Below are 23,299 nucleotides of genomic sequence, written 5' to 3'. Positions count from 1 at the left end.
CTTGACACGGCGCGACCTGCGCGTACCCGCGCGGGTAAGGTCTGCGCCTGTGAGTACTGAGAACCCCCGGGAGACGGCCCCCGGGCCCGCGGCCCTGATCCCCCCGGCCGACGCCATAGCCCCGGTCAGGCACCCCGACGCACCGCCGCCCGGAGAGCTCCTCGGCGCGCACTACGAGCACTGCTTCGGCTGCGGCGGGGGCCAGCCCCACGGGCTGCACCTCCAGGCTCGCGCCGGTGAAGGCGTACAGGTCTCGGCCGAGTTCACGGTCAAGGCCGCCCACCAGGGTGCTCCCGGGCTCGCGCACGGCGGCGTACTGGCCACGGCGCTCGACGAGACGCTCGGCTCGCTGAACTGGCTGCTGCGGGTGATCGCGGTGACCGGCCGGCTGGAGACCGATTTCGTACGCCCCGTGCCGGTCGGCACCGTGCTGCACCTCGACGCCGAGGTGACCGCGGTGCACGGTCGCAAGATCTACTCCACGGCGACCGGACGGATCGGCGGCCCCGACGGGCCCGTGGCCGTCCGCGCCGACGCCCTCTTCATCGAAGTCAAGGTCGACCACTTCATCGAGAACGGCCGCCCGGAGGAGATCCGGGCGGCGATGGCCGACCCCGACCAGGCCCGGCGCGCCCGCGCCTTCGAGGTGAACCCGTGACCCGTGACCCTGTCGACGTGCTGATCCGCCGGGTCGACCCCGACGTACCGCTGCCCTCGTACGGACATCCGGGCGACGCGGGAGCCGACCTGGTCACCACGGAAGCCGCCGAACTCGCTCCCGGCGAACGCGCGGTGCTCCCCACCGGGGTGTCTGTCGCGCTGCCTGACGGGTACGCGGCCTTCGTGCACCCGCGGTCCGGTCTCGCCGCCCGCTGCGGAGTCGCCCTCGTGAATGCCCCGGGGACGGTGGATGCCGGGTACCGTGGGGAAATCAAGGTAATCGTGGTCAATCTCGACCCGCGCGAAAGTGTGCGGTTCGAGCGCTTCGACCGGATTGCCCAACTGGTCGTCCAGCAGGTCGAGAAGGTGCGCTTCCACGAGGTCGCGGAGCTTCCCGGATCGGCGCGGGCCGAGGGGGGCTTCGGTTCCACCGGCGGTCATGCCGCCGTGGACGGCCGGACGGGTGGGAATCGATACGCATCGGTCGTATCCGACCGGGAAGGACAGTGACGTGTTCGGACGTCGCAAGAAGAGCGAATCCGCCCAGGACATGGCGGGCGAGGCCGAGCAGGTCGTCGACGACGTCGAGCCTGACGAGGCCGCCGACGGCGACGGGTCGGCCCGCAGGGTGAACCTGCCGCCGGCTCCCCGCCCGGACGGTCCGTGGGACGTGTCCGAGGTCATGGAGCCCGGCGAGGGCCGGGTCGACCTGGGCGGAATGTTCGTGCCCGGAGTCGAGGGCATGGAACTGCGGGTCGAGGTCGCGGGCGACGCGATCGTCGCGGCGACGGTCGTGCTGCGCGACAGCGCCGTCCAGCTCCAGGCCTTCGCGGCACCCAAGAAGGAAGGCATCTGGGGCGAGGTCCGCGAGGAGATCGCGTCGGGCATCACCCAGCAGGGCGGCGTCATCGACGAGGTCGAGGGCCCGCTGGGCTGGGAGCTGCGGGCCCAGGTGCCCGTACAGCTGCCGGACGGCACGGGTGGCGTGCAGATGGTGCGCTTCGTCGGCGTCGACGGGCCGCGCTGGTTCCTGCGCGGAGTGATCTCCGGCCAGGGCGCGGTGCACCCGGAGGCCGCGGGCGTGCTGGAGCACGTCTTCAAGGACACCGTGGTCGTACGGGGCGAGGGGCCGATGGCGCCGCGTGACCCGATCGTCCTCAAGCTGCCGAACGACGCGCAGATGGTGCCCGAGGGCGTCCAGCAGGATGAGCAGGAGGGCTCGCGCTTCTCCGGCGGGATGGGGCAGCTGCAGCGCGGTCCCGAGATCACCGAGGTGCGCTGACCGTCCTGGTCCGGCGAAGCCGAACCACAGCAGAGAGGCCGGTGGGCCGTACTCCCGAACCGGGGGTGCGGCCCACCGGCCTCTGCGTTCCGTATGGATCTCGTCAACGCGGTGCCCCCGACCGTGTGGGAGGTGTCAACGGACGGCCCGGTCCGGCGGGGGAGGGGATTTCCCCGGGGGGGGGTCAGAGAATCCGTACCTCATCCAGGAGCACCCGATGGCCGACCTGGCCTTCGTCGTCACCACGCTCGTGGTCTTCGCGCTGGTGGCACGCGTCGCCAAGGGGGTGACGAAGCTGTGACCGCCGAGGACATCGTCGGGCTGGTCGTGGCCGTCTCCTCCATCCCCGGCATCGGGTGACGTCATGAACAACTCACCGGGAAACTCCGCACGGCCGCTCGGCGCCGCGTTCCGGGTCCTGCTCGTCCTCACCGCCCTCCACCCGCTCGCCGTCACCGGCGCCGCGCAGGCCCTCTTCCCGCACCGGGCCAACGGCTCCGAAGTCAGGTCCGGAGGCAGGGTCGTCGGCTCCGAACTCATCGGCCAGCGCTATGACCCGCCCCTCGGGCCCGGCCAGGAGACACCTGCCCCCGACCTGAAGTGGTTCCAGCCACGCCCGTCCAACGGACTGGGCACCAATACCGTCAACACGCAGTACAAGCTCCTCCTCTCCGGCGCGACCAACCGCTCCGGAGACAACGAGGAGCTGATCGCCTGGGTGAAGGAAGCCAGGGCCGCCGTCATCAGGGACAACTCCACGGCCGGTCACCGGGTCGGGCCCGCGGACGTGCCGGCCGATGCCGTCACCTCGTCCGGCTCGGGACTGGACCCGCACATCTCTCCCCGGTACGCCGCCCTCCAGGTGCCCCGCGTCGCCGAGAGGAACGGCCCGGAGCCCCGGCGGGTGGAGAGGCTGGTCGAGGACCACACCGAAGGACGGACCCCCGGCTTCGTGGGGGAGCCCCGGGTGAACGTCCTCGGGCTCAACATCGCGCTCAGGGAACTCGTGGCCGGGCGCTGACCGTTGCGGGTCCGGACCCGGCGTGCCCATACTGGCGCCCGGCCGGACCACCGCACGGGGGAGCACGTATGAGCGAGAGCACCAGGGGCAGCGCCGGCACGGTCGTGGCCGCGGACCCGGCCGCGGGGCCCATGGTCGAGGTGACGGACCTGCACCGCTCCTACGGCACGGGGGCGGCGGCCGTCCACGCGCTGCGCGGTGTCTCCTTCCGCGTGCCGCGCGGCGAGCTCGTCGCGCTCAAGGGCCGGTCGGGTTCCGGCAAGACGACCCTGCTCAACCTGGTCGGCGGCCTCGACGCCGCCGACCGGGGCCGCATCGTCGTCGACGGCACGGAGCTGGCGGGCCTCGGCGAGGACGGCCTGCTCGCACTGCGCCGCGACCGCATCGGCTTCATCTTCCAGTCCTTCGGCCTGATCCCCATCCTCACCGCCGCCGAGAACGTCGGCGTACCCATGCGGCTGCGCAGGACCGACCCCAAGGTGCGCGAGGAGCGCGTCGAGCTGCTGCTCGCCCTCGTCGGCCTGGCCGACCACGCGGCGCAGCGCCCCGGCGAGCTCTCCGGCGGTCAGCAGCAGCGTGTCGCCGTCGCCCGCGCGCTCGCCAACAAGCCGGCGCTGCTGATCGCGGACGAGCCCACCGGCCAGCTCGACGCGGACACCGGCCTCGCCGTGATGGAGCTGCTGAGGGCGGTCGTACGGAGCGAGGGCGTCACCGCGCTGGTCGCCACGCACGACGCCCAGCTCCTGGGGCTCGCCGACCGGGTACTCGAACTCGGCGACGGCCACCTCGTCGAGCACGTCTGAGTCCGAGAGGGCCGCCGGTGGGCGTCAGAGTCGTGTCAATACGTACCTGATCCCCGCCCCCCGCCCGTTTTGCCGCGTTCCGGGGATGTAGCTTCATCAGAGCCGGCCCATCGGGCCGCGGCACCTCGCTGGAAGACAATGAGGCCATGGGACGCGGCAAGCTTCGGATATACCTCGGCGCGGCGCCGGGTGTCGGCAAGACGTACGCCATGCTCTCCGAGGCCCACCGCCGGGTCGAGCGCGGCACCGACTGCGTCGTCGCCTTCGTCGAGCACCACGACCGGCCGCGCACCGAAGTGATGCTGCACGGCCTGGAGCACATCCCGCGCCGCACGATCGAGTACCGCTCCACGGTCTTCGCCGAGATGGACGTCGACGCGGTCCTCGAACACCGTCCCGCCGTCGCCCTCGTCGACGAACTCGCCCACACCAACGTCCCCGGATCGCGCAACGCCAAGCGCTGGCAGGACGTCGAGGAACTGCTCCAGGCGGGCGTCGACGTCATCTCCACGGTCAACATCCAGCACCTGGAGTCCCTCGGCGACGTCGTCGAGTCGATAACCGGCGTACGGCAGCGGGAGACCGTACCCGACGAGGTCGTCCGCCGCGCCGACCAGATCGAGCTGGTCGACATGTCGCCCCAGGCGCTGCGTCGCCGCATGGCCCACGGCAACATATACAAGCCGGACAAGCTCGACGCCGCCCTGTCCCACTACTTCCGCCCCGGCAACCTCACCGCGCTGCGCGAACTGGCGCTCCTGTGGGTCGCCGACCGCGTCGACGAGTACCTCCAGCAGTACCGCGGCGAGCACAACATCCGCTCCACCTGGCAGGCGCGCGAGCGCATCGTCGTGGGCCTCACCGGCGGACCCGAGGGCCGTACGCTCATCCGCCGCGCCTCGCGCATGGCGGCCAAGGGCTCCGGCGGCGAGATCCTCGCCGTCTACGTCGCCCGCAGCGACGGGCTGACCTCGGCCTCGCCCAAGGAACTCGCCGTACAGCGCACCCTCGTCGAGGACCTCGGCGGCACCTTCCACCACGTCATAGGCGACGACGTCCCTTCCTCGCTGCTGGAGTTCGCCCGCGGCGTCAACGCCACCCAGATCGTGCTCGGCTCCAGCCGCCGCAAGACCTGGCAGTACGTCTTCGGCCCCGGCGTCGGCGCCACCGTGGCCCGCGAGTCCGGACCCGACCTGGACGTCCACATCGTCACCCACGACCACGTCGCCAAGGGCCGGGGCCTGCCCGTCGCCCGCGGCGCCCGCCTCGGCCGGGCCCGGATCGTCTCCGGCCGACTGGTCGGCGTCGCCGCGCCCGTCCTGCTCTCGCTGCTGCTCACCAGCATGGAGAACGGCCCCGGGCTCGCCAACGACGTCCTGCTCTTCCTCTTCCTCACCGTCGTCGCCGCCCTGCTCGGCGGACTGCTGCCCGCGCTCGCGTCGGCCGCCGTCGGCTCGCTCCTGCTGAACTACTACTTCACGCCGCCCACCCACACCCTGACGATCAGCAACCCGAAGAACATCGTCGCCATAGTGATCTTCTTCGCGGTGGCCGTCGCGGTCGCCTCCGTGGTCGACCTGGCCGCCCGCCGCACCCACCAGGCCGCCCGGCTGCGCGCCGAGTCCGAGATCCTCTCCTTCCTCGCGGGCAGCGTCCTGCGCGGCGAGACGACCCTGGACGCCCTCCTGGAGCGGGTACGGGAGACCTTCGCCATGGAGTCCGTGGCGCTGCTGGAACGCGCGAGCGACGTCGACCCCTGGACCTGCGCCGCCGGCGTCGGGCCCAGGCCGCTCGGCCGCCCCGAGGACGCCGACGTGGACATGCCCATCGGCGACCACATGGCGCTCGCGCTCTCCGGTCGCGTGCTGCCCGCCGAGGACCGCCGGGTGCTCGGCGCCTTCGCCGCCCAGGCCGCCGTCGTACTCGACCGGCAGCGCCTGGTCGGGGAGGCCGAGGGGGCGCGCAAGCTCGCCGAGGGCAACCGCATCCGCACCGCCCTGCTCGCCGCAGTCAGCCACGACCTGCGCACACCGCTGGCCGCCATCAAGGCCGCCGTGTCGTCCCTGCGCTCCGACGACGTGGCCTGGTCGCAGGCCGACGAGGCGGAACTGCTCGCGAGCATCGAGGAGGGCGCGGACCGTCTCGACCACCTCGTCGGCAACCTCCTCGACATGTCCAGGCTCCAGACCGGCACCGTCACCCCGCTCCTCCGCGAGACCGACCTCGACGAGGTCGTTCCGATGGCCCTCGTCGGCGTACCGGCCGAGAGTGTCGGCCTCGACATCCCGGAGTCCCTGCCGATGGTGGCCGTAGACCGGGGGCTCCTCGAACGCGCCGTCGCCAACATCGTCGAGAACGCCGTCAAGTACAGCCCCGGCGGCACCCCCGTCTCCGTCGCCGCGAGCGCGCTCGGCGACCGGGTCGAGCTGCGCGTCGCGGACCGCGGACCCGGCGTGCCGGACGACGGCAAGGAGCGGATCTTCGAGCCGTTCCAGCGCTACGGCGACGCCCCGCGCGGAGCCGGAGTCGGCCTCGGTCTCGCCGTCGCCCGCGGCTTCGTCGAGTCCATGGGCGGCACGCTGACCGCCGAGGACACGCCCGGAGGCGGCATGACGATGGTCCTCACCCTCAAGGCGGCCCCGGGACATCCCCCGGCACGCCCCGGCCTCCCCGCCCGGGCCGCCTCATGACCCGGGCGCCCACGCTGTTCCGCATGTCCCGCAGAAAGGCAGGCATTCCATGACCCGGGTGCTCGTGGTCGACGACGAGCCGCAGATCGTGCGCGCCCTCGTGATCAACCTGAAGGCGCGCACGTACGAAGTCGACGCGGCCCCCGACGGAGCGACCGCGCTCCGGCTCGCGGCCGCCCGCCACCCCGACGTGGTCGTCCTGGACCTCGGCCTGCCCGACATGGACGGCGTGGAGGTGATCAGGGGGCTGCGCGGCTGGACGCGCGTACCGATCCTGGTGCTCTCCGCCCGGCACACCTCCGACGAGAAGGTGGAGGCGCTGGACGCCGGGGCCGACGACTACGTCACCAAGCCCTTCGGCATGGACGAGCTGCTCGCCAGGCTCCGCGCCGCGGTCCGCAGGGCCGAGCCGGCCGGTGCCACCGATGACGACGCGCTCGTCGACGCGGGCGGCGACTTCACCGTCGACCTGGCCGCGAAGAAGGTGCACCGCGACGGCAGGGACGTACGGCTGACGCCCACCGAATGGCACCTCCTGGAGGTGCTCGTACGGAACACGGGCCGCCTGGTCGGCCAGAAGCAGCTCCTCCAGGAGGTCTGGGGCCCTTCGTACGGCACCGAGACCAATTACCTGCGGGTCTACATGGCGCAGCTGCGTCGCAAACTGGAGGCGGACCCCTCGCACCCCAGGCACTTCGTCACCGAACCCGGCATGGGATACCGCTTCGAGGGGTGAGGCGGGGCCGGTCCGGTGTGATCCGGGCGGGCCCGCTCCCCGGTACGCTTCGTGTATGAGTGCCGTACCACGTTCGGAGAAGCCGGCCAGCAGGTTCCGCCGGATGCTCGACCGGCTGTCCACCTCGCAGGAGGACCTGCACTCCGCGGAGCTGCAGGAGGACGCCGAGGCCGCGGGATGCTCGCGCATCTGCGACTGCGACGACCGCCAGGTGGTGAAGGTGACCGGTACCCTGCGCACGGTCACCCTGCGCCCTCGCGCGGGTGTACCCGCCCTGGAGGCGGAGCTGTTCGACGGCACCGCGCCGCTGGACGTGGTGTGGCTGGGCCGCCGTTCCATCGTGGGCATAGAACCGGGCCGCAGGCTCATCGCCTCGGGCCGGATCTCCATGAGTCACGGCCGCCGGGTGCTCTTCAATCCCAAATACGAACTCCGACCGCTCGGACAGGAGTAGCCGGTGACGTCTCTCGACAAGCCGACCGCGACGGATCACGACAGCGCAGCAGCCGCTCAGGACGCCCAGGACGCGAAGGCCGTCACGGAGGCCGCCCTCTTCGAGGCCTTCGGCGGCCTCAGGGGCATGGTGGAGACCGTGCTCCCCGGCCTGCTGTTCGTGACCATCTTCACGATCAACAAGGACCTGCACGTCTCGGCCATCGCCGCCCTCACGGTGTCCTTGCTGCTCGTCGCCGTACGGCTGATCCGCCGGGACACCGTCAAGCACGCCTTCAGCGGGGTCTTCGGAGTCGCCTTCGGCGTCGTCTTCGCGATGATGACCGGCAACGCCAAGGACTTCTACCTGCCGGGCATGATCTACACCCTGGGCCTCGCCCTCGCGTACATCGTGACCACGCTCGCGGGCGTCCCGCTGATCGGCCTGATCCTCGGCCCGATCTTCAAGGAGAACCTCTCCTGGCGGACGCGCAACCCCGGGCGCAAGAAGGCGTACGCCAAGGCGAGCTGGGCCTGGGGCCTGATCCTGCTCGGCAAGTGCGCGATCCTCTTCCCGCTGTACTGGTGGGCGGACACCACCCAGCTCGGCTGGGTCCTGGTCGCGCTGAAGATCCCGCCGTTCCTGCTCGCGGTCTACCTGACCTGGGTCTTCCTGGCGAAGGCGCCGCCGCCCATCGACGTGTTCGCCGAGATGGAGGCGCAGGAGAAGGCCGAGAAGGAGCGCAAGGCGGCCGCGGCCGCCGCGGCGCGGCACGAGACCTGATCCTCCTGGTCCGTACGCGAGTGGGGCCCGCGACCGTCACGGTCGCGGGCCCCACTCGCGGACGGACGGCCGTCAGCCCGTCGGGTCCGCCTTGCGGACCGACAGCAGGTCCTCCAGCTGCTCCTCGCGCGCCTGAGCGGCCACGAACAGCAGCTCGTCGCCCGCCTCCAGGGTCTCCTCCTGGCTCGGCGTGAGCACGCGCGTACCGCGGATGATGGTGACCAGCGAGGTGTCCTCGGGCCAGTCCACGTCCCCGACCTGCGTGCCGGCCAGCGCCGACTCGGGCGGCAGCGTCAGCTCGACGAGGTTGGCGTCGCCGTGGCTGAAGCGCAGCAGCCGCACGAGATCGCCGACGCTCACCGCCTCCTCGACCAGCGCCGACATCAGGCGCGGCGTGGAGACCGCGACGTCGACGCCCCAGGCCTCGGTGAACAGCCACTCGTTCTTGGGGTTGTTGACGCGGGCGACGACGCGCGGCACCCCGTACTCGGTCTTCGCGAGCAGCGAGACGACCAGGTTGACCTTGTCGTCACCGGTCGCCGCGATCACCACGTTGCAGCGCTGGAGCGCCGCCTCGTCGAGCGAGGTGATCTCGCAGGCGTCGGCCAGCAGCCACTCGGCGAGCGGCACCCGCTCCACCGAGATGGCGGTCGGCGCCTTGTCGATGAGGAGGATCTCGTGACCGTTCTCCAGCAGCTCGCCCGCGATGGAACGGCCCACCGCGCCGGCACCGGCAATAGCGACCCTCATGCGTGACCGCCCTCCTCGGGACCCTGCGAGCAGGCCGCCTCGACCTTCGCGATCTCTTCCGTACGCATCATCACGTGGACGAGGTCGCCCTCCTGGAGCACGGTCTGGGACGTCGGCAGCACGGCCTCGCCCAGCCGGGTGAGGAACGCGACGCGCACGCCCGTCTCCTCCTGGAGCCGGCTGATCTTGTGCCCGATCCAGGCGGGGGAGGTGTGCACCTCGGCGAGCTGCACACCGCCGCTCGGGTCGCGCCACAGCGGCTCCGCCCCGGAGGGCAGCAGCCGCCGCATCATCTGGTCGGCGGTCCAGCGGACCGTGGCGACGGTGGGGATGCCCAGGCGTTGGTAGACCTCGGCGCGGCGCGGGTCGTAGATACGGGCCGCGACGTTTTCGATCGCGAACATCTCGCGGGCCACCCGGGCCGCGATGATGTTGGAGTTGTCACCGCTGCTCACCGCGGCGAAGGCGCCGGCTTCCTCGATGCCCGCCTCGCGGAGGGTGTCCTGGTCGAAGCCGACCCCGGTGACCCTGCGGCCCCCGAAACCGGACCCCAGGCGGCGGAAGGCCGTGGGGTCCCGGTCGATCACCGCGACCGTGTGCCCCTGTTGCTCCAGGGTCTGCGCGAGAGCGGCTCCCACTCGCCCGCAGCCCATGATGACGACGTGCACCGTCCCGTTACCCCGCACTCCTGGTCGCCCCGCTGACCTGCACAGACACCCTGCTCATATCTTCCTTCTCGGCTCACCGGGGGTGGCACGGGGCAAAGTGCCCGGTACTGCCTCGCCCCTGTCTTCGTCCACCGTAGCGTCAACCCCGAACGTGCCATCGATCACGTCCGGCATGAGCCGCCCGTTCAGGTTCCGTAAAAGTGGGGGTGGTGGTTGGGCGGTGTCCTTTTCGAACGCTTACGATCCTCTGCGTGTCCAAACTGACCGACGTGCCCAAACGGATCCTGATCGGCCGGGCGCTGCGTAGCGACAGGCTGGGGGAAACGCTCCTCCCCAAACGCATCGCACTTCCCGTCTTCGCCTCCGACCCGCTCTCGTCCGTGGCGTACGCACCGGGAGAAGTGCTCCTCGTACTCTCCATCGCGGGCGTGTCGGCGTACCACTTCAGTCCGTGGATCGCTGTCGCGGTCGTGGTGCTGATGTTCACGGTGGTGGCCTCGTACCGCCAGAACGTGCGTGCCTACCCGAGTGGCGGTGGCGACTACGAGGTCGCCAACACCAACCTCGGCCCCAAGTCGGGACTGACCGTCGCCAGTGCCCTGCTCGTCGACTACGTCCTCACCGTCGCCGTGTCGATCTCGTCCGGGGTGGAGAACCTCGGCTCCGCGATCCACTTCGTCGTCGAGCACAAGGTGGCGTGCGCCATCGGCATCATCGTGCTGCTGACGCTCATGAACCTGCGTGGTGTGAAGGAGTCGGGCAAGCTCTTCGCCATCCCCACGTACGTCTTCGTGGCGGGCGTCTTCATCATGATTGCCTGGGGCACCTACCGCTCCGTCGTCATGGGCGACACCATGCACGCCCCGACCTCCGACTTCGAGATCAAGCCCGAACACGAGGGCCTGGCCGGCTTCGCGCTCGTCTTCCTGCTGCTGCGCGCCTTCTCCTCCGGCTGCGCGGCGCTCACCGGCGTCGAGGCGATCAGCAACGGCGTGCCCGCGTTCCGCAAGCCCAAGAGCAAGAACGCCGCCTCGACGCTCGCCCTGATGGGCGCGCTGGCCGTCACCATGTTCTGCGGGATCATCGGCCTCGCCATGGCCTCCGACGTGAAGATGGCGGAGTTCCCGGCGAAGGACCTCATCCACGACGGCGTCGCCGTCGGCCCGGACTATGTCCAGGACCCGGTGATCTCCCAGGTCGCGGCCGCCGTCTTCGGCGACGGCACGTTCTTCTTCGTACTGCTCGCGGCGGCCACCGCGCTCGTCCTCTTCCTGGCCGCGAACACGGCGTACAACGGCTTCCCGCTGCTCGGCTCGATCCTCGCGCAGGACCGCTACCTGCCGCGCCAGCTGCACACCCGCGGCGACCGCCTCGCCTTCTCCAACGGCATCGTGCTGCTCGCGGGCGCGGCCATCCTGCTCGTCTGGATCTACGAGGCCGACTCGACCCGGCTCATCCAGCTCTACATCGTCGGCGTCTTCGTCTCCTTCACGCTGAGCCAGATCGGCATGGTGCGGCACTGGAACCGCCACCTGAGCACGGAGAAGAACCCGGCCGCGCGCCGCCGCATGGTCCGCTCCCGCGCGATCAACGCCTTCGGAGCGTTCTTCACGGGCCTGGTGCTCGTGGTCGTGCTGGCCACCAAATTCACGCACGGCGCGTGGGTCGCGCTGCTCGGCATGGTGATCTTCTACGGGACGATGACCGCGATCCGTAAGCACTACGACCGCGTCGCCGAGGAGATCGCCGCCGACGAGGGGCCCTCCGACGACAGCGTCCGCCCGTCCCGCGTCCACTCCATCGTCCTGGTCTCCAAGGTCCACAAGCCGACGCTGCGGGCCCTGGCCTTCGCCAAGCTGACGCGCTCGGACAAGCTGGAGGCGCTGAGCATCAGCGTCGACCCGGCCGAGACGAAGGCGCTGAAGGAGGAGTGGGAGCGACGCGGCATCAACGTGCCGCTGAAGATCCTCGACTCGCCCTACCGCGAGATCACACGGCCGATCATCGAGTACGTGAAGAGCCTGCGGCGCGAGAGCCCGAGGGACGCGATCAGCGTCTACATCCCGGAGTACGTGGTCGGGCACTGGTACGAGCACCTGCTGCACAACCAGAGCGCGCTGCGGCTCAAGGGCCGGCTGCTGTTCACGCCGGGTGTGATGGTGACCTCGGTGCCGTACCAGCTGCGGTCCTCCGAGCTCGCGAAGGAACGGGCGAAGAAGCGCCAGGAGTGGAACCCGCCGGGCGCGGTGCGGCGAGGCCCGGTGGACGACCGCCGCCCGAAGGAGCCCAGCGGCAAGCGTTGACGCCGCTCCTGGCTCCGCTTCCTGACTTCGCTTCCTGGCTTCGCTGTGGTGAACGGCCGGACGACTCCCGCGTAGACTGGTGGGCTGTTGTCCGGCCGTACCCCTTTGATCTCTGGAGTCACCCCGTCATGCAGTCAGAATCCAAGGAAACGGCCGACCAGTCCCTGGTCGGAACCGAGTACGAGGTCGAGGTCGGCCCCGTGGCCCACGGCGGCCACTGCATCGCCCGCACCGACGAGGGCCGGGTGCTGTTCGTACGGCACGCGCTGCCCGGCGAGAAGGTCCGCGCCCGCGTGACGGACGGCGGGGAGACCTCCCGCTACCTGCGCGCCGACGCGGTCGAGGTCATAGAGGCGTCGAAGGACCGCATCGAGGCCCCCTGCCCGTACGCCGGACCCGGCAAGTGCGGCGGCTGCGACTGGCAGCACGCCAAGCCGGGCGCGCAGCGGCGGCTCAAGGGCGAGGTCGTCGCCGAGCAGCTCATGCGGCTCGCGGGCCTCACCCCGGAGGAGGCGGGCTGGGACGGCACCGTCATGCCGGCGGAGGGCGACAAGCTGCCCCAGGGCGAGGTGCCCGCGTGGCGCACGCGCGTGCAGTACGCCGTCGACGCCGAGGGCCGCGCCGGACTGCGCAAGCACCGCTCGCACGAGGTCCAGCCCATCGACCACTGCATGATCGCCGCACCGGGCGTCAGCGAGCTGGGCATCGAGAAGCAGGACTGGCCCCAGATGGCGTCGGTCGAGGCGATCGCCGCCACCGGCTCGAACGACCGCCAGGTGGTCCTCACCCCGCGACCGGAAGGCCGCCTCCCCCTCGTCGAGCTGGACAAGCCGGTCTCGGTCCTGCGCGTGGAGGAGAAGGACGGCGGAGTGCACCGGGTGCACGGCCGCGCCTTCGTGCGCGAGCGGGCGGACGGCCGTACGTACCGCGTCGGCATGGGCGGCTTCTGGCAGGTCCACCCGCAGGCCGCGGACACCCTGATGCGCGCCGTCATGCAGGGCCTGCTGCCCCGCAAGGGCGACTCGGCCCTCGACCTCTACTGCGGGGTCGGCCTCTTCGCGGGCGCGATCGCCGACCGGGTGGGCGACCAGGGCGCGGTGCTCGGCATCGAGACGAGCAAGCGCGCGGTGGAGGACGCCCGCCACAACCTCCAGGGCTTCGAGCGGGTCCGCATCGAGCAGGGCAAGGTCGAACAGGTCCTGCCGCGCACCGGAATCACGAACGTCGACCTGATCGTCCTGGACCCGCCCCGCGCGGGAGCCGGCAAGCAGACGGTCAAGCACCTGGCCACCCTGGGCGCCCGCCGCATCGCGTACGTGGCCTGCGACCCGGCGGCGCTGGCCCGGGACCTGGCGTACTTCCGCGAGGCGGGCTACAAGCCGCGCACGCTGCGCGCGTTCGACCTGTTCCCGATGACCTCGCACGTGGAATGCGTGGCGATTCTTGAGCTCGCTGCAAAGGGACTCTGACGCGTAAATAGCAGCAGGTCAGGGTGGGTGTGGGCAGGACTGGGTGCCCGCTGGCCGTTGAGGGCTGGCGGGTGTCCGGGTCTGCCGGTCAGGCTGCGGTCTCCCTTGGGTTGAGAGTGACGGTGTAGCCGAGCTGGTTGAGCTGGGTGATGGCCCGGCGGGTGGCGCGTTCGGGGTCGCGGCGGGTGAAGTAGTCGCCGCCGAGCTCTTGATAGGCGACGTTGTCGGTGAGCATGTGCCAGATCGCGGTGATGATCGAGTGTTCGACGGCGACGAGGGCCCGCAGGGGGCCGCGGCGGGCGGTGAGCCGTTTGTAGCGGGCGGCGAGGTAGGTGTCCTTGGTTCTTGACCGCGCCGAACGCGGCGAGGCCGAGGGCGCCTTTGAGGTAGGGGTTGCCGGGCCGGACCTTGGTGTTCTTGGTGCGGCCGGCGGACTCGTGGTGGCCGGGGCAGACTCCGGCCCAGGAAGCGAGGTGCTTGGCCGTCGCGAACCGGGTCATGTCCCCGCCGGTCTCCGCGATGATCACCTCGGCGACGTGCTGATTGATGCCAGGGACGGTGTCGAGCAGGTCGAGGGCGCCACGAAAGGGTGCCATCGCCTCCTCGATGCGCCCGGTGAGCTGGTCGATCATGACGGTGAGCTGGTCGTACTGGTCCAGGTGGAGGCGGGCCAGGAACGCGTGGTGCTCGCGGAAGCGTCCGGTCAGGGCCTCGGTGAGTTCGGGGATCTTGTTGCGGAGCTTGCGTTTGGCCAGGTCCGCGAGGACGTGCGGGTCGGCTTCGCCGCGGATGAGGGCTTCGAGCATGGCCCGGCCGGAGACGCCCATGATGTCGGCGGCGACCGCGGAGAGTTTGATGCCGGTGTCTTCCAGCAGCTTCTCCAGCCGCTGGACCACACGGCTCCGTTCGCGGGTGGCGGTGGTCCGGGCGCGAGTGAGGTCCCGTAGTTCACGGACCGGTTCGGGCGGCACGAAGGAGGGCCGGACCAGGCCGTGGGCGCCGAGTTGGGCCAGCCAGGCCGCGTCCGAGACGTCCGTCTTGCGGCCGGGCAGGTTCTTGACCTGCCGGGCGTTGACCAGGATCACGTTCAAGCCCTCGGCCAGCACGTAGTAGAAGGGCTTCCAGTAGTCCGACGTCGCCTCGATCACCACCAGCGTCACCCGTGCGGCGAGCAGATGGTCCCGCAGATCCAGGACCGCGTTGGTCGTCGATCCCCACGTCGTGGTCTCCGTTGTGAAAGACCCCCGCCGCTTCGTACTCGGGGTACGGACACAAGCCTTGGCGTCTTTCTTGCTGATGTCGAGGCCGGCGCAGCGTTCGTGCAGCACGTCCACGGCACTTGCTCCCTCCCTGGCTGACGGACCCGTCGTATGCCGTTCCGGGAGGGCCAGGGTGAATCAGGAATTCTGACGCACGTGCTTCGCAGCAACACTCCACGGTTCCCGTGGACGGCCCCCAGCACCACGCTGACCTGCGAGCTCAGGGGCATCACAGAGGCATCGGTTTCGGCCGGAACGAACCCCACCACGATCCCGAACCGAGACCAGCCCGCGTCAGGGCAGACAGAAGCACCTCCGGCGCGCGCCACGGGATTTACCACGCCCCCGGCGCGCACCGAAGGTGCGCTGGATCGCTGACCTGCAGTTTTCCCGGATTGCTCAGGCGGAGGCGGGTGTACTCGACCTGTTTCCCAGAGCGCACCACGTGGAGTGCGTGGCCATTTTGGAGCCGGTCAAGAAGGACGCCTGACCTACGGTTTCTGCTGTTCTTCAGGACTTCGGCCGGAGGGCGGGTCGTGCCGGCTGGCGGAGCTGCCCGCCGGAAGCGGCAGGCCGGGCAGCGACTCACCCCGGTGTGCGTGAGGGCCGCTTCTGGCTCCCGGGTGACCGGGAGCCAGAAGCGGCCCTCGTGCTGCGGCCGGTGGGAGCGGTCTAGGCCGGGGTGGTGCCGGGGGTTTCCCGAGGGGTCCAGCCGCGCTGGGCGTACGACAGGATGCCGGTGAGCACGATCCTCAGCAGGGCTCGCAGCTCGACGTGGAGCGGCGCCCGGGACTCCGGCTCCTGGGTCCATCGGTAGAGGAGGCCCAGGTAGGCGTCCCGGAACAGGTTGCCGGCGAGCAACGGGTCGACGTCGGCGGCCACTTCGCCGCGGGCCTGCCCGGCCGCGATCACCTGAGTGAACACGGACCCGGCGTAGTGCGGCTGCTCCAGCAGCGGCTGGCCCGACTTGACCCACGCAGTGAGCATCACCCGGGTCAGGTCCTGCTCGGCCTCGTTGAAGTCGGCAAGAGTGGTCATGCACCGCTCCAGCTGCACCGTCACGTCGTCCTCCAGCGCCAGGGCGTTCTCCATCGCGCTCTCAAGGCTCTTGCGTCGGTGCTCGGCCCACGTGGTGACCAGATCCTCCTTCTTCTGGAAGTGGTTGAAGAAGGTGCCCCGGGCCACATCGGCCCGCTCGGTGATGTGGTCGATCGTGGTGCCTTCGTAACCCTGTTCCGCGAACAGCTCCAGAGCGGCCGCGTACAAGTTGTCGTGCATGCGCCGCCTGCTGCGTTCGCGCCTGCCGGCCGGTGGCACCTCGCGCGTGTGCTCGACGGTCATAGGCTGTCTCCTCCTGCGCCCTGAAGGGCTCGTCGCGTGATCCCGTTGACGGGTGGCGAGCTCCCCCGGACAGGTGGGCTGTATGCCGCACCCGCTCATTTCTGTACCATAGTTCATTGATGCATTAGAGTTCAACGGGGTCGGCGAGAACCGCCTCGATCCCCGCGGCGGTCTCGCCGCCGAGCAGTCGGCCCGGCGTGAACTCGGCTCCGAACTCGGTCCGGAGGATACGGCGCAGTTGCATGGCCATGAGTGAGTCCAGACCAAGATCGGCCAACGGCCGCCGGTAGTCGAGCCGTTCGGCGCTGGTCCCCAGCACCGCCGCGATGCGGGTGCGCACGCCCTGGCCGGTGGGAGCGGGCGGTGAGGCGGGAGCGGTCGTCGGGGCCGGGACGGTGGAGGTCACGCCCGCCGCCGGGGCCGCGGCATCGGCCCCGGGCACGGCCGGTCCGTCCCCCCGGGGCATCAGTGCGATGCCCGCGAACGCCGCGAGGACACATCCGTCCTCGGCACTGAGCACCACGTCGCAGCGGGCCACCCCGCCGCCGACGGGGTCCGTCGTCGGCGAGAAGCGCGCCGTGCTCCAGAACTCTCCGTCCAGGTCCTCCCCGAGGTACACCCGCTCGAAGGAGAGCGGGAGGAAGGAGCGGCTGCGCTCCTCCGGCGTTCCGTACTGGGGCCAGGACGCCAGCATGGCCAGCAGCCCCGCCTCCACCGGGGCCGCGCCGCCCCCGTCCGTGTGCAGGCGTGCCACGGCTTCGCCCTCGCGGCGCCACAGCTGCCGCACCTGGCGCAGCGCCGGTGCCACGGTGTAGCCGCGGCTCTCGGCCCGCCGGTAGAACTCGGCGGCCGGTACGTACTCCTCACACCGCGTCAGCACGCCGTCGAGGTCCACGGGGTCCTGCCGACCGCCGGGCCGTATGGTGCCCGAAACGCACCGTACGGCCGCACCGGCGGCGTCGGGGTCCACGATCGCGTCGACCGTGAACCGGTACGCGTCCTCCTCGCCCGCCGGCTCCAGCGCGACGCGCAGCACGGTCCGCCGCTCCTCGGGCGAGCCCGGCGCAGCCAGCGGGAGGGCGCCCTCCAGCTGGACGTCCTCCAGCGTCACCGGCCCGTCGCCCTCGAGGTCGCGTACGGCCTCCGCGACCACCCTCAGGTACAGCACCGGAGGCACCAGGGCCGTCCCCGCCGCCTTCACGCCTCCGCCGAACCCCTCCGGTCCGAGCCGGGACAGCCGCACACGCCGTTCGTGCCCGCCGGCGGTCAACGCCGGCGCGGAGGCCAACGCAGATCCGGACACAACCGGGAGGGTCACGGCCGCCGCCGGGGGTGGGGACGGCAGGCGGAGATCCTCGGCCTGCCAGGCGTACGAGGGCAGTGGGGCCCACGTCCCGCCGCCCGCCGACCGGTTCCCGTACACACGCCGCCAGTCGACCCCGGCCCCCAGAGCGAAGGCCCGGCCGAGCGCGCGCAGCATCGACAGGGACTCGTCCTGCTGCCGGACGAGGGTGCTCACGACAGCCGCCGGTACGCCCGCCTCCTCCTGGCAGTCCGTCAGGGCCTGGGCCAGCAGTGGGTGCGGGGCGACCTCGACGAACACAGTCTCGCCGTCCTTGACGATCTGGCGCACGGACTCCGCGAACCGCACCGGCAGGCGGAGGTTGTCCATCCAGTAGGCGCCGTCCAGTGCGGCGTCGCGCACGGTCTCGCACCGCACCGTCGAGAACAGCTCGATCTGCGGCGTCCGCGGCCGGAGCCCGCGCAGCCGGGCCGGCAGCTCCGCGCGCAGTTCGTCCATCACGGGGGAGTGGGACGCGACGTTCACCTTGACCGGGCGGTTGAAGACGCCGAGTCGCTCAAGCTCCGCCGCGATCCCGGCGAGGGCGTCGGCGTCTCCGGCCAGGACAGTGGCTCGGGAGGAGTTCTCCACCGCGACGCACACCCGGTCCTCGCCGTGCTCCGTGACCAGTTCGCGGGCCCGCTCGGGCGCGAGCTCGGTGGCGAGCATGGCGCCCCGCCCGGCCAGCCGCTGCATCAGGGTGCTGCGGCGGCAGATGACCCGGGCGGCGTCCCGTACGGACAGCGCCCCGCTCACGCAGGCCGCGGCCGCCTCGCCCATGCTGTGGCCCAAGCACAGGTCCGGGTCCACGCCCATGGACCGCCAGTGTGCGGCGAGCGCCACCTCTACGGCCCACAGTGCGGGCTGTACCACGTCCACCGAGTCGGGTATCTCCTCGCCGCCGCGCAGCAGCTCCGTCACCGACCAGTCGAGCTCCTCCCGTACGGCCGCGTCGCACTCCTCGAGGGCCGTACGGAAGGCGGGTGAGGAGGCCAGCAGTCCGCTGCCCATGCCGCGCCACTGTGATCCCTGGCCGGGGAAGACGAAGGCCACCCGGCGGGGGCCGCCGAACCCGGCCTCGTGCACGCCTCCCTGGGCGGAGGGCTCGCCCGCCACCAGTTCGCGCAGGGTGCGGGCCAGTTCGTCGTGGCTGGTGCCGACCGCCCACAGGCGGAAGGGGTGGGCGTCGCGGCCCGTCGCGGCCGACCGGCACAGCTCGCGCAGGGAGTGGGACCGGCCCGCCCCGCCGGGCTCCAGGTGTGCGGCGTACCGCTCGGCGAGCTTCCGCAGCGAAGCGGACGAACGCGCGCTGAGCACCAGCAGTTCGGCTTCGCCGGGAGCCGCCGCCCCGCCGGACTCCGCCCCGGCGGGCTGCTCGGGCGCAGTGGCGCCCGTGTACTCGCCGATCACGACGTGGGCGTTGGTCCCGGAGAGCCCGAAGGAGCTGACACCCAGCACGGCCCGTTCGCCGTGGGGCTCCAGCGTCCTGGCGTCCTGGACCAGTTCCACCGGGAACTCCGCGTCGGCGATGAGCGGATGCGGGGTCGTCACGTGCAGCGACGCGGGCACCGTGCGGTGCCGGGCGATCAGCACGGTCTTGATGAGTCCGGCGATGCCGGCTGCCGCCTCGGCGTGCCCGATGTTGCTCTTCACCGAGCCCGTCAGAAGCGGCCGTGCCGTGTCCCGGCCCGCCAGCGCCTCGGCGAGGGCGCGCAGTTCGACGGTGTCACCGACCGTGGTGCCCGTGCCGTGTGCCTCGATGTAGTCCAGCTGGTCCGGTGAGATCCCGGCGCTGCGCCAGGCCGAGGTGAGCATCTCCACCTGCCCGGAGACGGCGGGTTGGAGGAGGAGACCGCTGCCCCGGCCGTCGTTGGTGACCGCGCTCCCCAGCAGGAGGGCGTGGACGGGGTCGCCGTCCACGATGGCGTCGGGCAGACGCTTGAGCAGGACCACCCCTACGCCCTCGCTGCGCACGAAGCCGTCCGCGGAGGCGTCGGCGAACTTGCAGCGGCCGTCCGGCGAGAGCATTTCGCCCTGGGAGTAGGCAATGGCGTCGCGTGGGGAGAGGATGACGTTGACCCCGGCGGCCACCGCCAGGTCGCATTCGCCGGTGAGCAGGCTTTGGCGGGCGGCGTGCACCGCGACGAGCGAGGAGGAGCAGGCCGTGTCCAGGGTGAGGCTCGGCCCGCGCAGGTCCAGCGCGTGGCTGACCCGGCCCGAGGTGACGGCCCGCAGGCCGCTACCGGCCAGGGCCCGGATGTCGCCGGAGCCGGCCGTGCCCAACACCTCGCCGTACTCCGCCGTCGCCTGACCGACGAAGACCCCGGCCGTGCTGCCCGCCAGGGAGGAGGGTGGGATGTGCGCGTCCTCCAAGGCCTCCCACACGACGTGGAGGAGCAGCCGTTGCTGCGGGTCCATGGTGCGGGCCTCACGCGGCGATATCCTGAAGAAGGCGGCGTCGAAGGCGTGGACGTCGTCGAGGAAGCCGCCGCGCAGCGATCGGATTCGGCCCGGCGCCGGGGTCGGGCCGGAGTAGAGGGCCTCGGCGTCGAACCTGTCGCGGGGTACGGAGGTGACCGCCTCGCCGCCCGTTTCGAGCAGCTTCCAGAACGCGGCGGTGCCCGCTGCCCCGGGGAACCGGCATCCGATACCGACGATCGCCATCGCGTCAACTGTGTCCACTGCACGCCTTCCTGATTGGTGAGCAGTCCAAAAATACACGCAAGGTCAAACTTGCTCTCCGATCTGCATGAAGATCGTGTTAAGCCTGTTTGATCTACCGTGCTGCGCCTCATGTCTTGCCGTCTGGTGCCGTCTTGGGCGCTTCCGTCCGAAGATGACCGATGTTTTCCCACGTAATGGTCAAGTTTAAATCTGGCCTGCGGTGGACGGTTGAACTCCAGTACATATTTGTGTTTGAGTCCTTCTCGTGAGCCGCCGGTCCGGTGTCCCCCGCCCCGGACCGGCCCTCCGCCCCATCCCGAAACCGCGCGACAGGAGTGACGCATGCTTGGATTCCGGAAGCTGGGCAGCCAGGGCCTGGAGGTCTCCGAACTCGGCCTCGGCTGCATGGGAATGAGCCAGTGGTACGGCGCCACCGACGACCAGGAGTCGACCGCCACGATTCACCGCGCCCTGGAACTCGGTTACACACTCTTCGACACGGCCGAGGCCTACGGCCCGTACGACAACGAGGAACTCCTCGGCAAGGCCCTGAAGGGCCGGCGCGAACAGGCCGTCATCGCCACCAAGTTCGGCTTCCCCATGAAGCTCAAGGATGGCACCACCACCGAGGCCGACAGCCGCCCCGAGCACGTCGTCGAGGTCGTCGAGGCCTCGCTGCAGCGCTTGGGCACGGATCACATCGATGTCCTCTACCAGCACCGCGTCGACCCCCGGGTCCCCATCGAGGAGACCGTCGGCGCCATGGCGGGCCTGGTCGAGCAGGGCAAGGTGCGTTACCTCGGTCTGTGCGAGGCCGGTGCCGCGACCGTCCGGCGAGCCCACGCCGTCCACCCGCTGTCCGTCGTCCAGAGCGAGTTCTCCGTCTGGGAGCGCAACCTCGAGGCCGACGTCCTTCCCGTACTGCGCGAACTCGGCATCGGACTCGTCGGTTTCTGCCCGCTGGGCCGCGGCTTCCTCACCGGCGGGGTGCTGCGCGCCGAGGACTACCCCGAGGACGACTTCCGTCACCACGACCCGCGCCTGCAGGGCGCCAACTACGACCAGAACACCGCCGTCGCCGCCACCGTCCGCGAACTGTCGGAGGCCCGGGGCCTCACCCCCGCACAGCTCGCCGTCGCCTGGGTGCTGCACCAGGGCCAGGACATCGTGCCGATCCCCGGCACCAAACGACGGACCTACCTGGAGGAGAACACGGCCGCGGCCGCCGTCCGCCTCGACGCCGCGACGCTCGCCGCCATCGACGCGGCCGTCCGCCCCGACCAGGTCGCCGGGCCCCGCTACAACGAGCGGATGATGGCCTACATCGACCGCTGACCACGCGCGGCCGCTCTCCCATCCACTCCGTCACATGACGTTCGAGACCTCTCCGGGCTCCGCCCGGATCCCACACCTTCTGGGAGCAGTTGTGGACATACCGCATTGGCAGGAGCACTGGCAGGAACGGCGCAAGCCCTTCGTCGAGGAGTGCCGACAGGCCCGTCAGGACCTGCTGGCCGACCTGAAGGACTCGCGTACCGCCCAGCGGCGCGTGCTCGCCGATGTCATTGACATGAGCGCTGGCTCCGTGCACTGGCGCGAACACGGCTACGACGTCGTCGCGGCCGACCACGACCGGTTCCGCTCGGTCCTGCCAGTCATGCGCTACGAGGACTTCGTCCCCGAGATCGAGCGCGAGACCCGCACCAAGGGCGGCATCCTGACCTGCAGCCCCGTGATGCGCTGGCTCAAGACGAGCGGCACCACCGGCACCCCCAAGCGGGTCCCGTACACCCTGCACTGGCTGCTCACCTACCGCATCCCGGCCATGAAGGCGATGTGGGGGACCTACCTGGAGCACCATCCCGAGCTGCTCGCCCACCCGTACGCCACCCTCGACACGCAGACGGTCCGCGAGGACGTCTTCGACTTCGTGCACGGCATCGGGCACCAGGCCGTCAGCAACCGGCACCCGCAGATCAACAGCCGCGACTGGAACCCGCCGTGGTTCGAGTCCCCATGGTTCGGTCCGGACGTGCCCACCGGCCACGAGGGCCGCATGTACCACCGGCTGCGCCATCTCGTCGGCAAGGACCTGCACTACATCTCCTCCATCAACCCCAGCACACTGATCTCCCTGCGAGAGCTGGTGGAGGTCCACGGCCCGGCCCTGGTGCGGGACCTGCGCGCGGGCACCCTGGAGGGACGGCCGTACGGCGCACCGGACGAGCGGGCCGCGGCGCACCTCGAAGAGGTCCTGTGCACACCGGACTTCACCCTCAAGGACCTGTGGCCCTCGTTGACCCTCTACACCTGCTGGCTGTCGGCCTCGGCCGGGCTGTACGGGGCCAAGCTCGACGCGGTGTTCCCGGGAGTGGCCAAGCTCCCCTTCATGAGCTGCGGCACCGAGGGCGTCACCACCATCCCGGTCGACGACTCCCTGCACAGCCAGCCGCTCGCCGTCGGCCAGGCGTTCTTCGAGTTCGTCCCCGCCGAAGTGCCGCTTGGCGAACTCGTCGACGCCGGCAGCCCGATCGACACCCTGCTGGTCCACCAGGTCGAACAGGGCCGCGACTACCACCTCATCATGACCCAGGGCAACGGCCTGTATCGGTTGTGGACCGGGGACGTCTACCACGTGGACCGGGTCGCCGACGGCACCCCCTGGATCCACTTCGTCCACCGCGACGGCATCTTCCACTCCTTCACCGGGGAGAAGATCACCGAGTCCCAGGTCACCGAGGCCATCACCCGCGGCCTCGCCGCCTCCGGGCTGCGCACCGGCCTCTACATGTGCGGCCCGCGCTGGGGCGAGCTGCCCGGTTACGTGGTGGTCGCCGAGGTGTCCGAGCCCTCCGAGGAGCTGGGCCGGAGGCTCTCGGCCGACGTGGATCGCGCCCTGCACGAGATCAACATCGAGTACGCGTCCAAACGCGACAGCGGCCGACTCGGGCCCACCGAGGTCATTCCCGTGCCGCCCGACGCCATCACCACGTACATCGAGAGCCGCAGACAGGCCGGCAACGCCACTCAGTACAAGTACAAGCCGTTCCAGCGGGACGTCGACTTCGTCGACGCCGTCACCGGACGCTGAAGGG

Annotated in this window: 17 protein-coding genes and 1 pseudogene; 13 read left to right on the top strand and 5 right to left on the bottom strand. The window is 70.8% G+C overall.

Annotation, left to right across the window (positions count from 1 at the left end; genetic code table 11):
- The first annotated feature begins 115 nt into the window (after positions 1-115).
- The 9 genes from BN1555_RS07300 (at position 116) to BN1555_RS07260 (ending at position 8,408) form a co-directional block, all read left to right on the top strand.
- Positions 116-658 (top strand): PaaI family thioesterase, encoded by a 543-nt coding sequence (locus tag BN1555_RS07300; protein ID WP_093803255.1) that lies wholly within the window; start codon positions 116-118, stop codon positions 656-658.
- A complete protein-coding gene (gene dut, locus BN1555_RS07295; protein ID WP_093798612.1) occupies positions 655-1,170 on the top strand; it encodes a dUTP diphosphatase in 516 nt (171 codons plus the stop codon). The genes BN1555_RS07300 and dut overlap by 4 nt, the downstream gene beginning before the upstream one ends.
- A gap of 1 nt (position 1,171) precedes the next feature.
- A complete protein-coding gene (locus BN1555_RS07290; RefSeq protein ID WP_093798611.1) occupies positions 1,172-1,942 on the top strand; it encodes a DUF3710 domain-containing protein in 771 nt (256 codons plus the stop codon).
- A gap of 364 nt (positions 1,943-2,306) precedes the next feature.
- The gene (locus BN1555_RS07285) at positions 2,307-2,963 is read left to right on the top strand and encodes a potassium-transporting ATPase subunit C (RefSeq protein WP_093798610.1); all 657 of its coding nucleotides are present in this window, start codon (positions 2,307-2,309) and stop codon (positions 2,961-2,963) included.
- A gap of 68 nt (positions 2,964-3,031) precedes the next feature.
- Positions 3,032-3,766, top strand: coding sequence for an ABC transporter ATP-binding protein (locus BN1555_RS07280; RefSeq protein WP_093798609.1), 735 nt, complete (start codon positions 3,032-3,034; stop codon positions 3,764-3,766).
- Positions 3,767-3,912: 146 nt separating this feature from the next.
- Positions 3,913-6,456, top strand: a complete 2,544-nt coding sequence (locus tag BN1555_RS07275; protein WP_093798608.1) for a sensor histidine kinase — start codon at positions 3,913-3,915, stop codon at positions 6,454-6,456.
- Between the two features lie 49 nt (positions 6,457-6,505).
- Positions 6,506-7,192, top strand: a complete 687-nt coding sequence (locus tag BN1555_RS07270; protein ID WP_093798607.1) for a response regulator — start codon at positions 6,506-6,508, stop codon at positions 7,190-7,192.
- Positions 7,193-7,247: 55 nt separating this feature from the next.
- Positions 7,248-7,646: an OB-fold nucleic acid binding domain-containing protein gene (locus BN1555_RS07265; protein ID WP_093798606.1), complete on the top strand. Its 399-nt coding sequence runs from the start codon at positions 7,248-7,250 to the stop codon at positions 7,644-7,646.
- A 3-nt stretch (positions 7,647-7,649) separates the two neighbouring features.
- A complete protein-coding gene (locus tag BN1555_RS07260) occupies positions 7,650-8,408 on the top strand; it encodes a DUF3159 domain-containing protein (RefSeq protein ID WP_093798605.1) in 759 nt (252 codons plus the stop codon).
- A gap of 72 nt (positions 8,409-8,480) precedes the next feature.
- Here the strand turns inward: BN1555_RS07260 and BN1555_RS07255 are convergent, their stop codons facing one another.
- Complete coding sequence (locus BN1555_RS07255) at positions 8,481-9,158, bottom strand: potassium channel family protein (protein ID WP_093798604.1); 678 nt, start codon at positions 9,156-9,158, stop codon at positions 8,481-8,483.
- Entirely contained in the window at positions 9,155-9,826 is a 672-nt protein-coding gene (locus BN1555_RS07250; RefSeq protein WP_093798603.1) for a potassium channel family protein, read from the bottom strand. The genes BN1555_RS07255 and BN1555_RS07250 overlap by 4 nt, the downstream gene beginning before the upstream one ends.
- Positions 9,827-10,077: 251 nt before the next feature.
- On the opposite strand from BN1555_RS07250, the gene BN1555_RS07245 reads away from it, so the two are divergent.
- Both BN1555_RS07245 and BN1555_RS07240 read left to right on the top strand, forming a co-directional pair.
- Complete coding sequence (locus tag BN1555_RS07245) at positions 10,078-12,129, top strand: APC family permease (RefSeq protein ID WP_093798602.1); 2,052 nt, start codon at positions 10,078-10,080, stop codon at positions 12,127-12,129.
- A gap of 128 nt (positions 12,130-12,257) precedes the next feature.
- Positions 12,258-13,598, top strand: a complete 1,341-nt coding sequence (locus BN1555_RS07240; protein ID WP_093798601.1) for a class I SAM-dependent RNA methyltransferase — start codon at positions 12,258-12,260, stop codon at positions 13,596-13,598.
- 88 nt (positions 13,599-13,686) lie between these two features.
- Here the strand turns inward: BN1555_RS07240 and BN1555_RS07235 are convergent.
- From BN1555_RS07235 to BN1555_RS07225, 3 genes and pseudogenes are all read right to left on the bottom strand, one after another.
- A pseudogene (locus tag BN1555_RS07235) lies at positions 13,687-14,932 on the bottom strand (IS110 family transposase).
- A gap of 597 nt (positions 14,933-15,529) precedes the next feature.
- Positions 15,530-16,198, bottom strand: coding sequence for a TetR/AcrR family transcriptional regulator (locus BN1555_RS07230; RefSeq protein WP_255305924.1), 669 nt, complete (start codon positions 16,196-16,198; stop codon positions 15,530-15,532).
- 124 nt (positions 16,199-16,322) lie between these two features.
- A complete protein-coding gene (locus tag BN1555_RS07225; RefSeq protein ID WP_141662821.1) occupies positions 16,323-20,222 on the bottom strand; it encodes a type I polyketide synthase in 3,900 nt (1,299 codons plus the stop codon).
- Positions 20,223-20,546: 324 nt separating this feature from the next.
- Between BN1555_RS07225 and BN1555_RS07220 the strand changes: the two genes are divergently transcribed.
- Positions 20,547-21,539: an aldo/keto reductase gene (locus tag BN1555_RS07220; RefSeq protein WP_093798599.1), complete on the top strand. Its 993-nt coding sequence runs from the start codon at positions 20,547-20,549 to the stop codon at positions 21,537-21,539.
- A 91-nt stretch (positions 21,540-21,630) separates the two neighbouring features.
- Entirely contained in the window at positions 21,631-23,295 is a 1,665-nt protein-coding gene (locus BN1555_RS07215) for a GH3 family acyl-acid amido synthetase (protein ID WP_255305922.1), read from the top strand.
- The last annotated feature ends 4 nt before the right edge of the window (positions 23,296-23,299 follow it).

This window comes from Streptomyces sp. Wb2n-11, from assembly GCF_001049855.1.
Lineage (GTDB): Bacteria > Actinomycetota > Actinomycetes > Streptomycetales > Streptomycetaceae > Streptomyces > Streptomyces altiplanensis.
The sequence above is the reverse complement of the archived record's forward strand: the minus strand, read 5'-3'. Positions and strand labels throughout refer to the sequence as shown.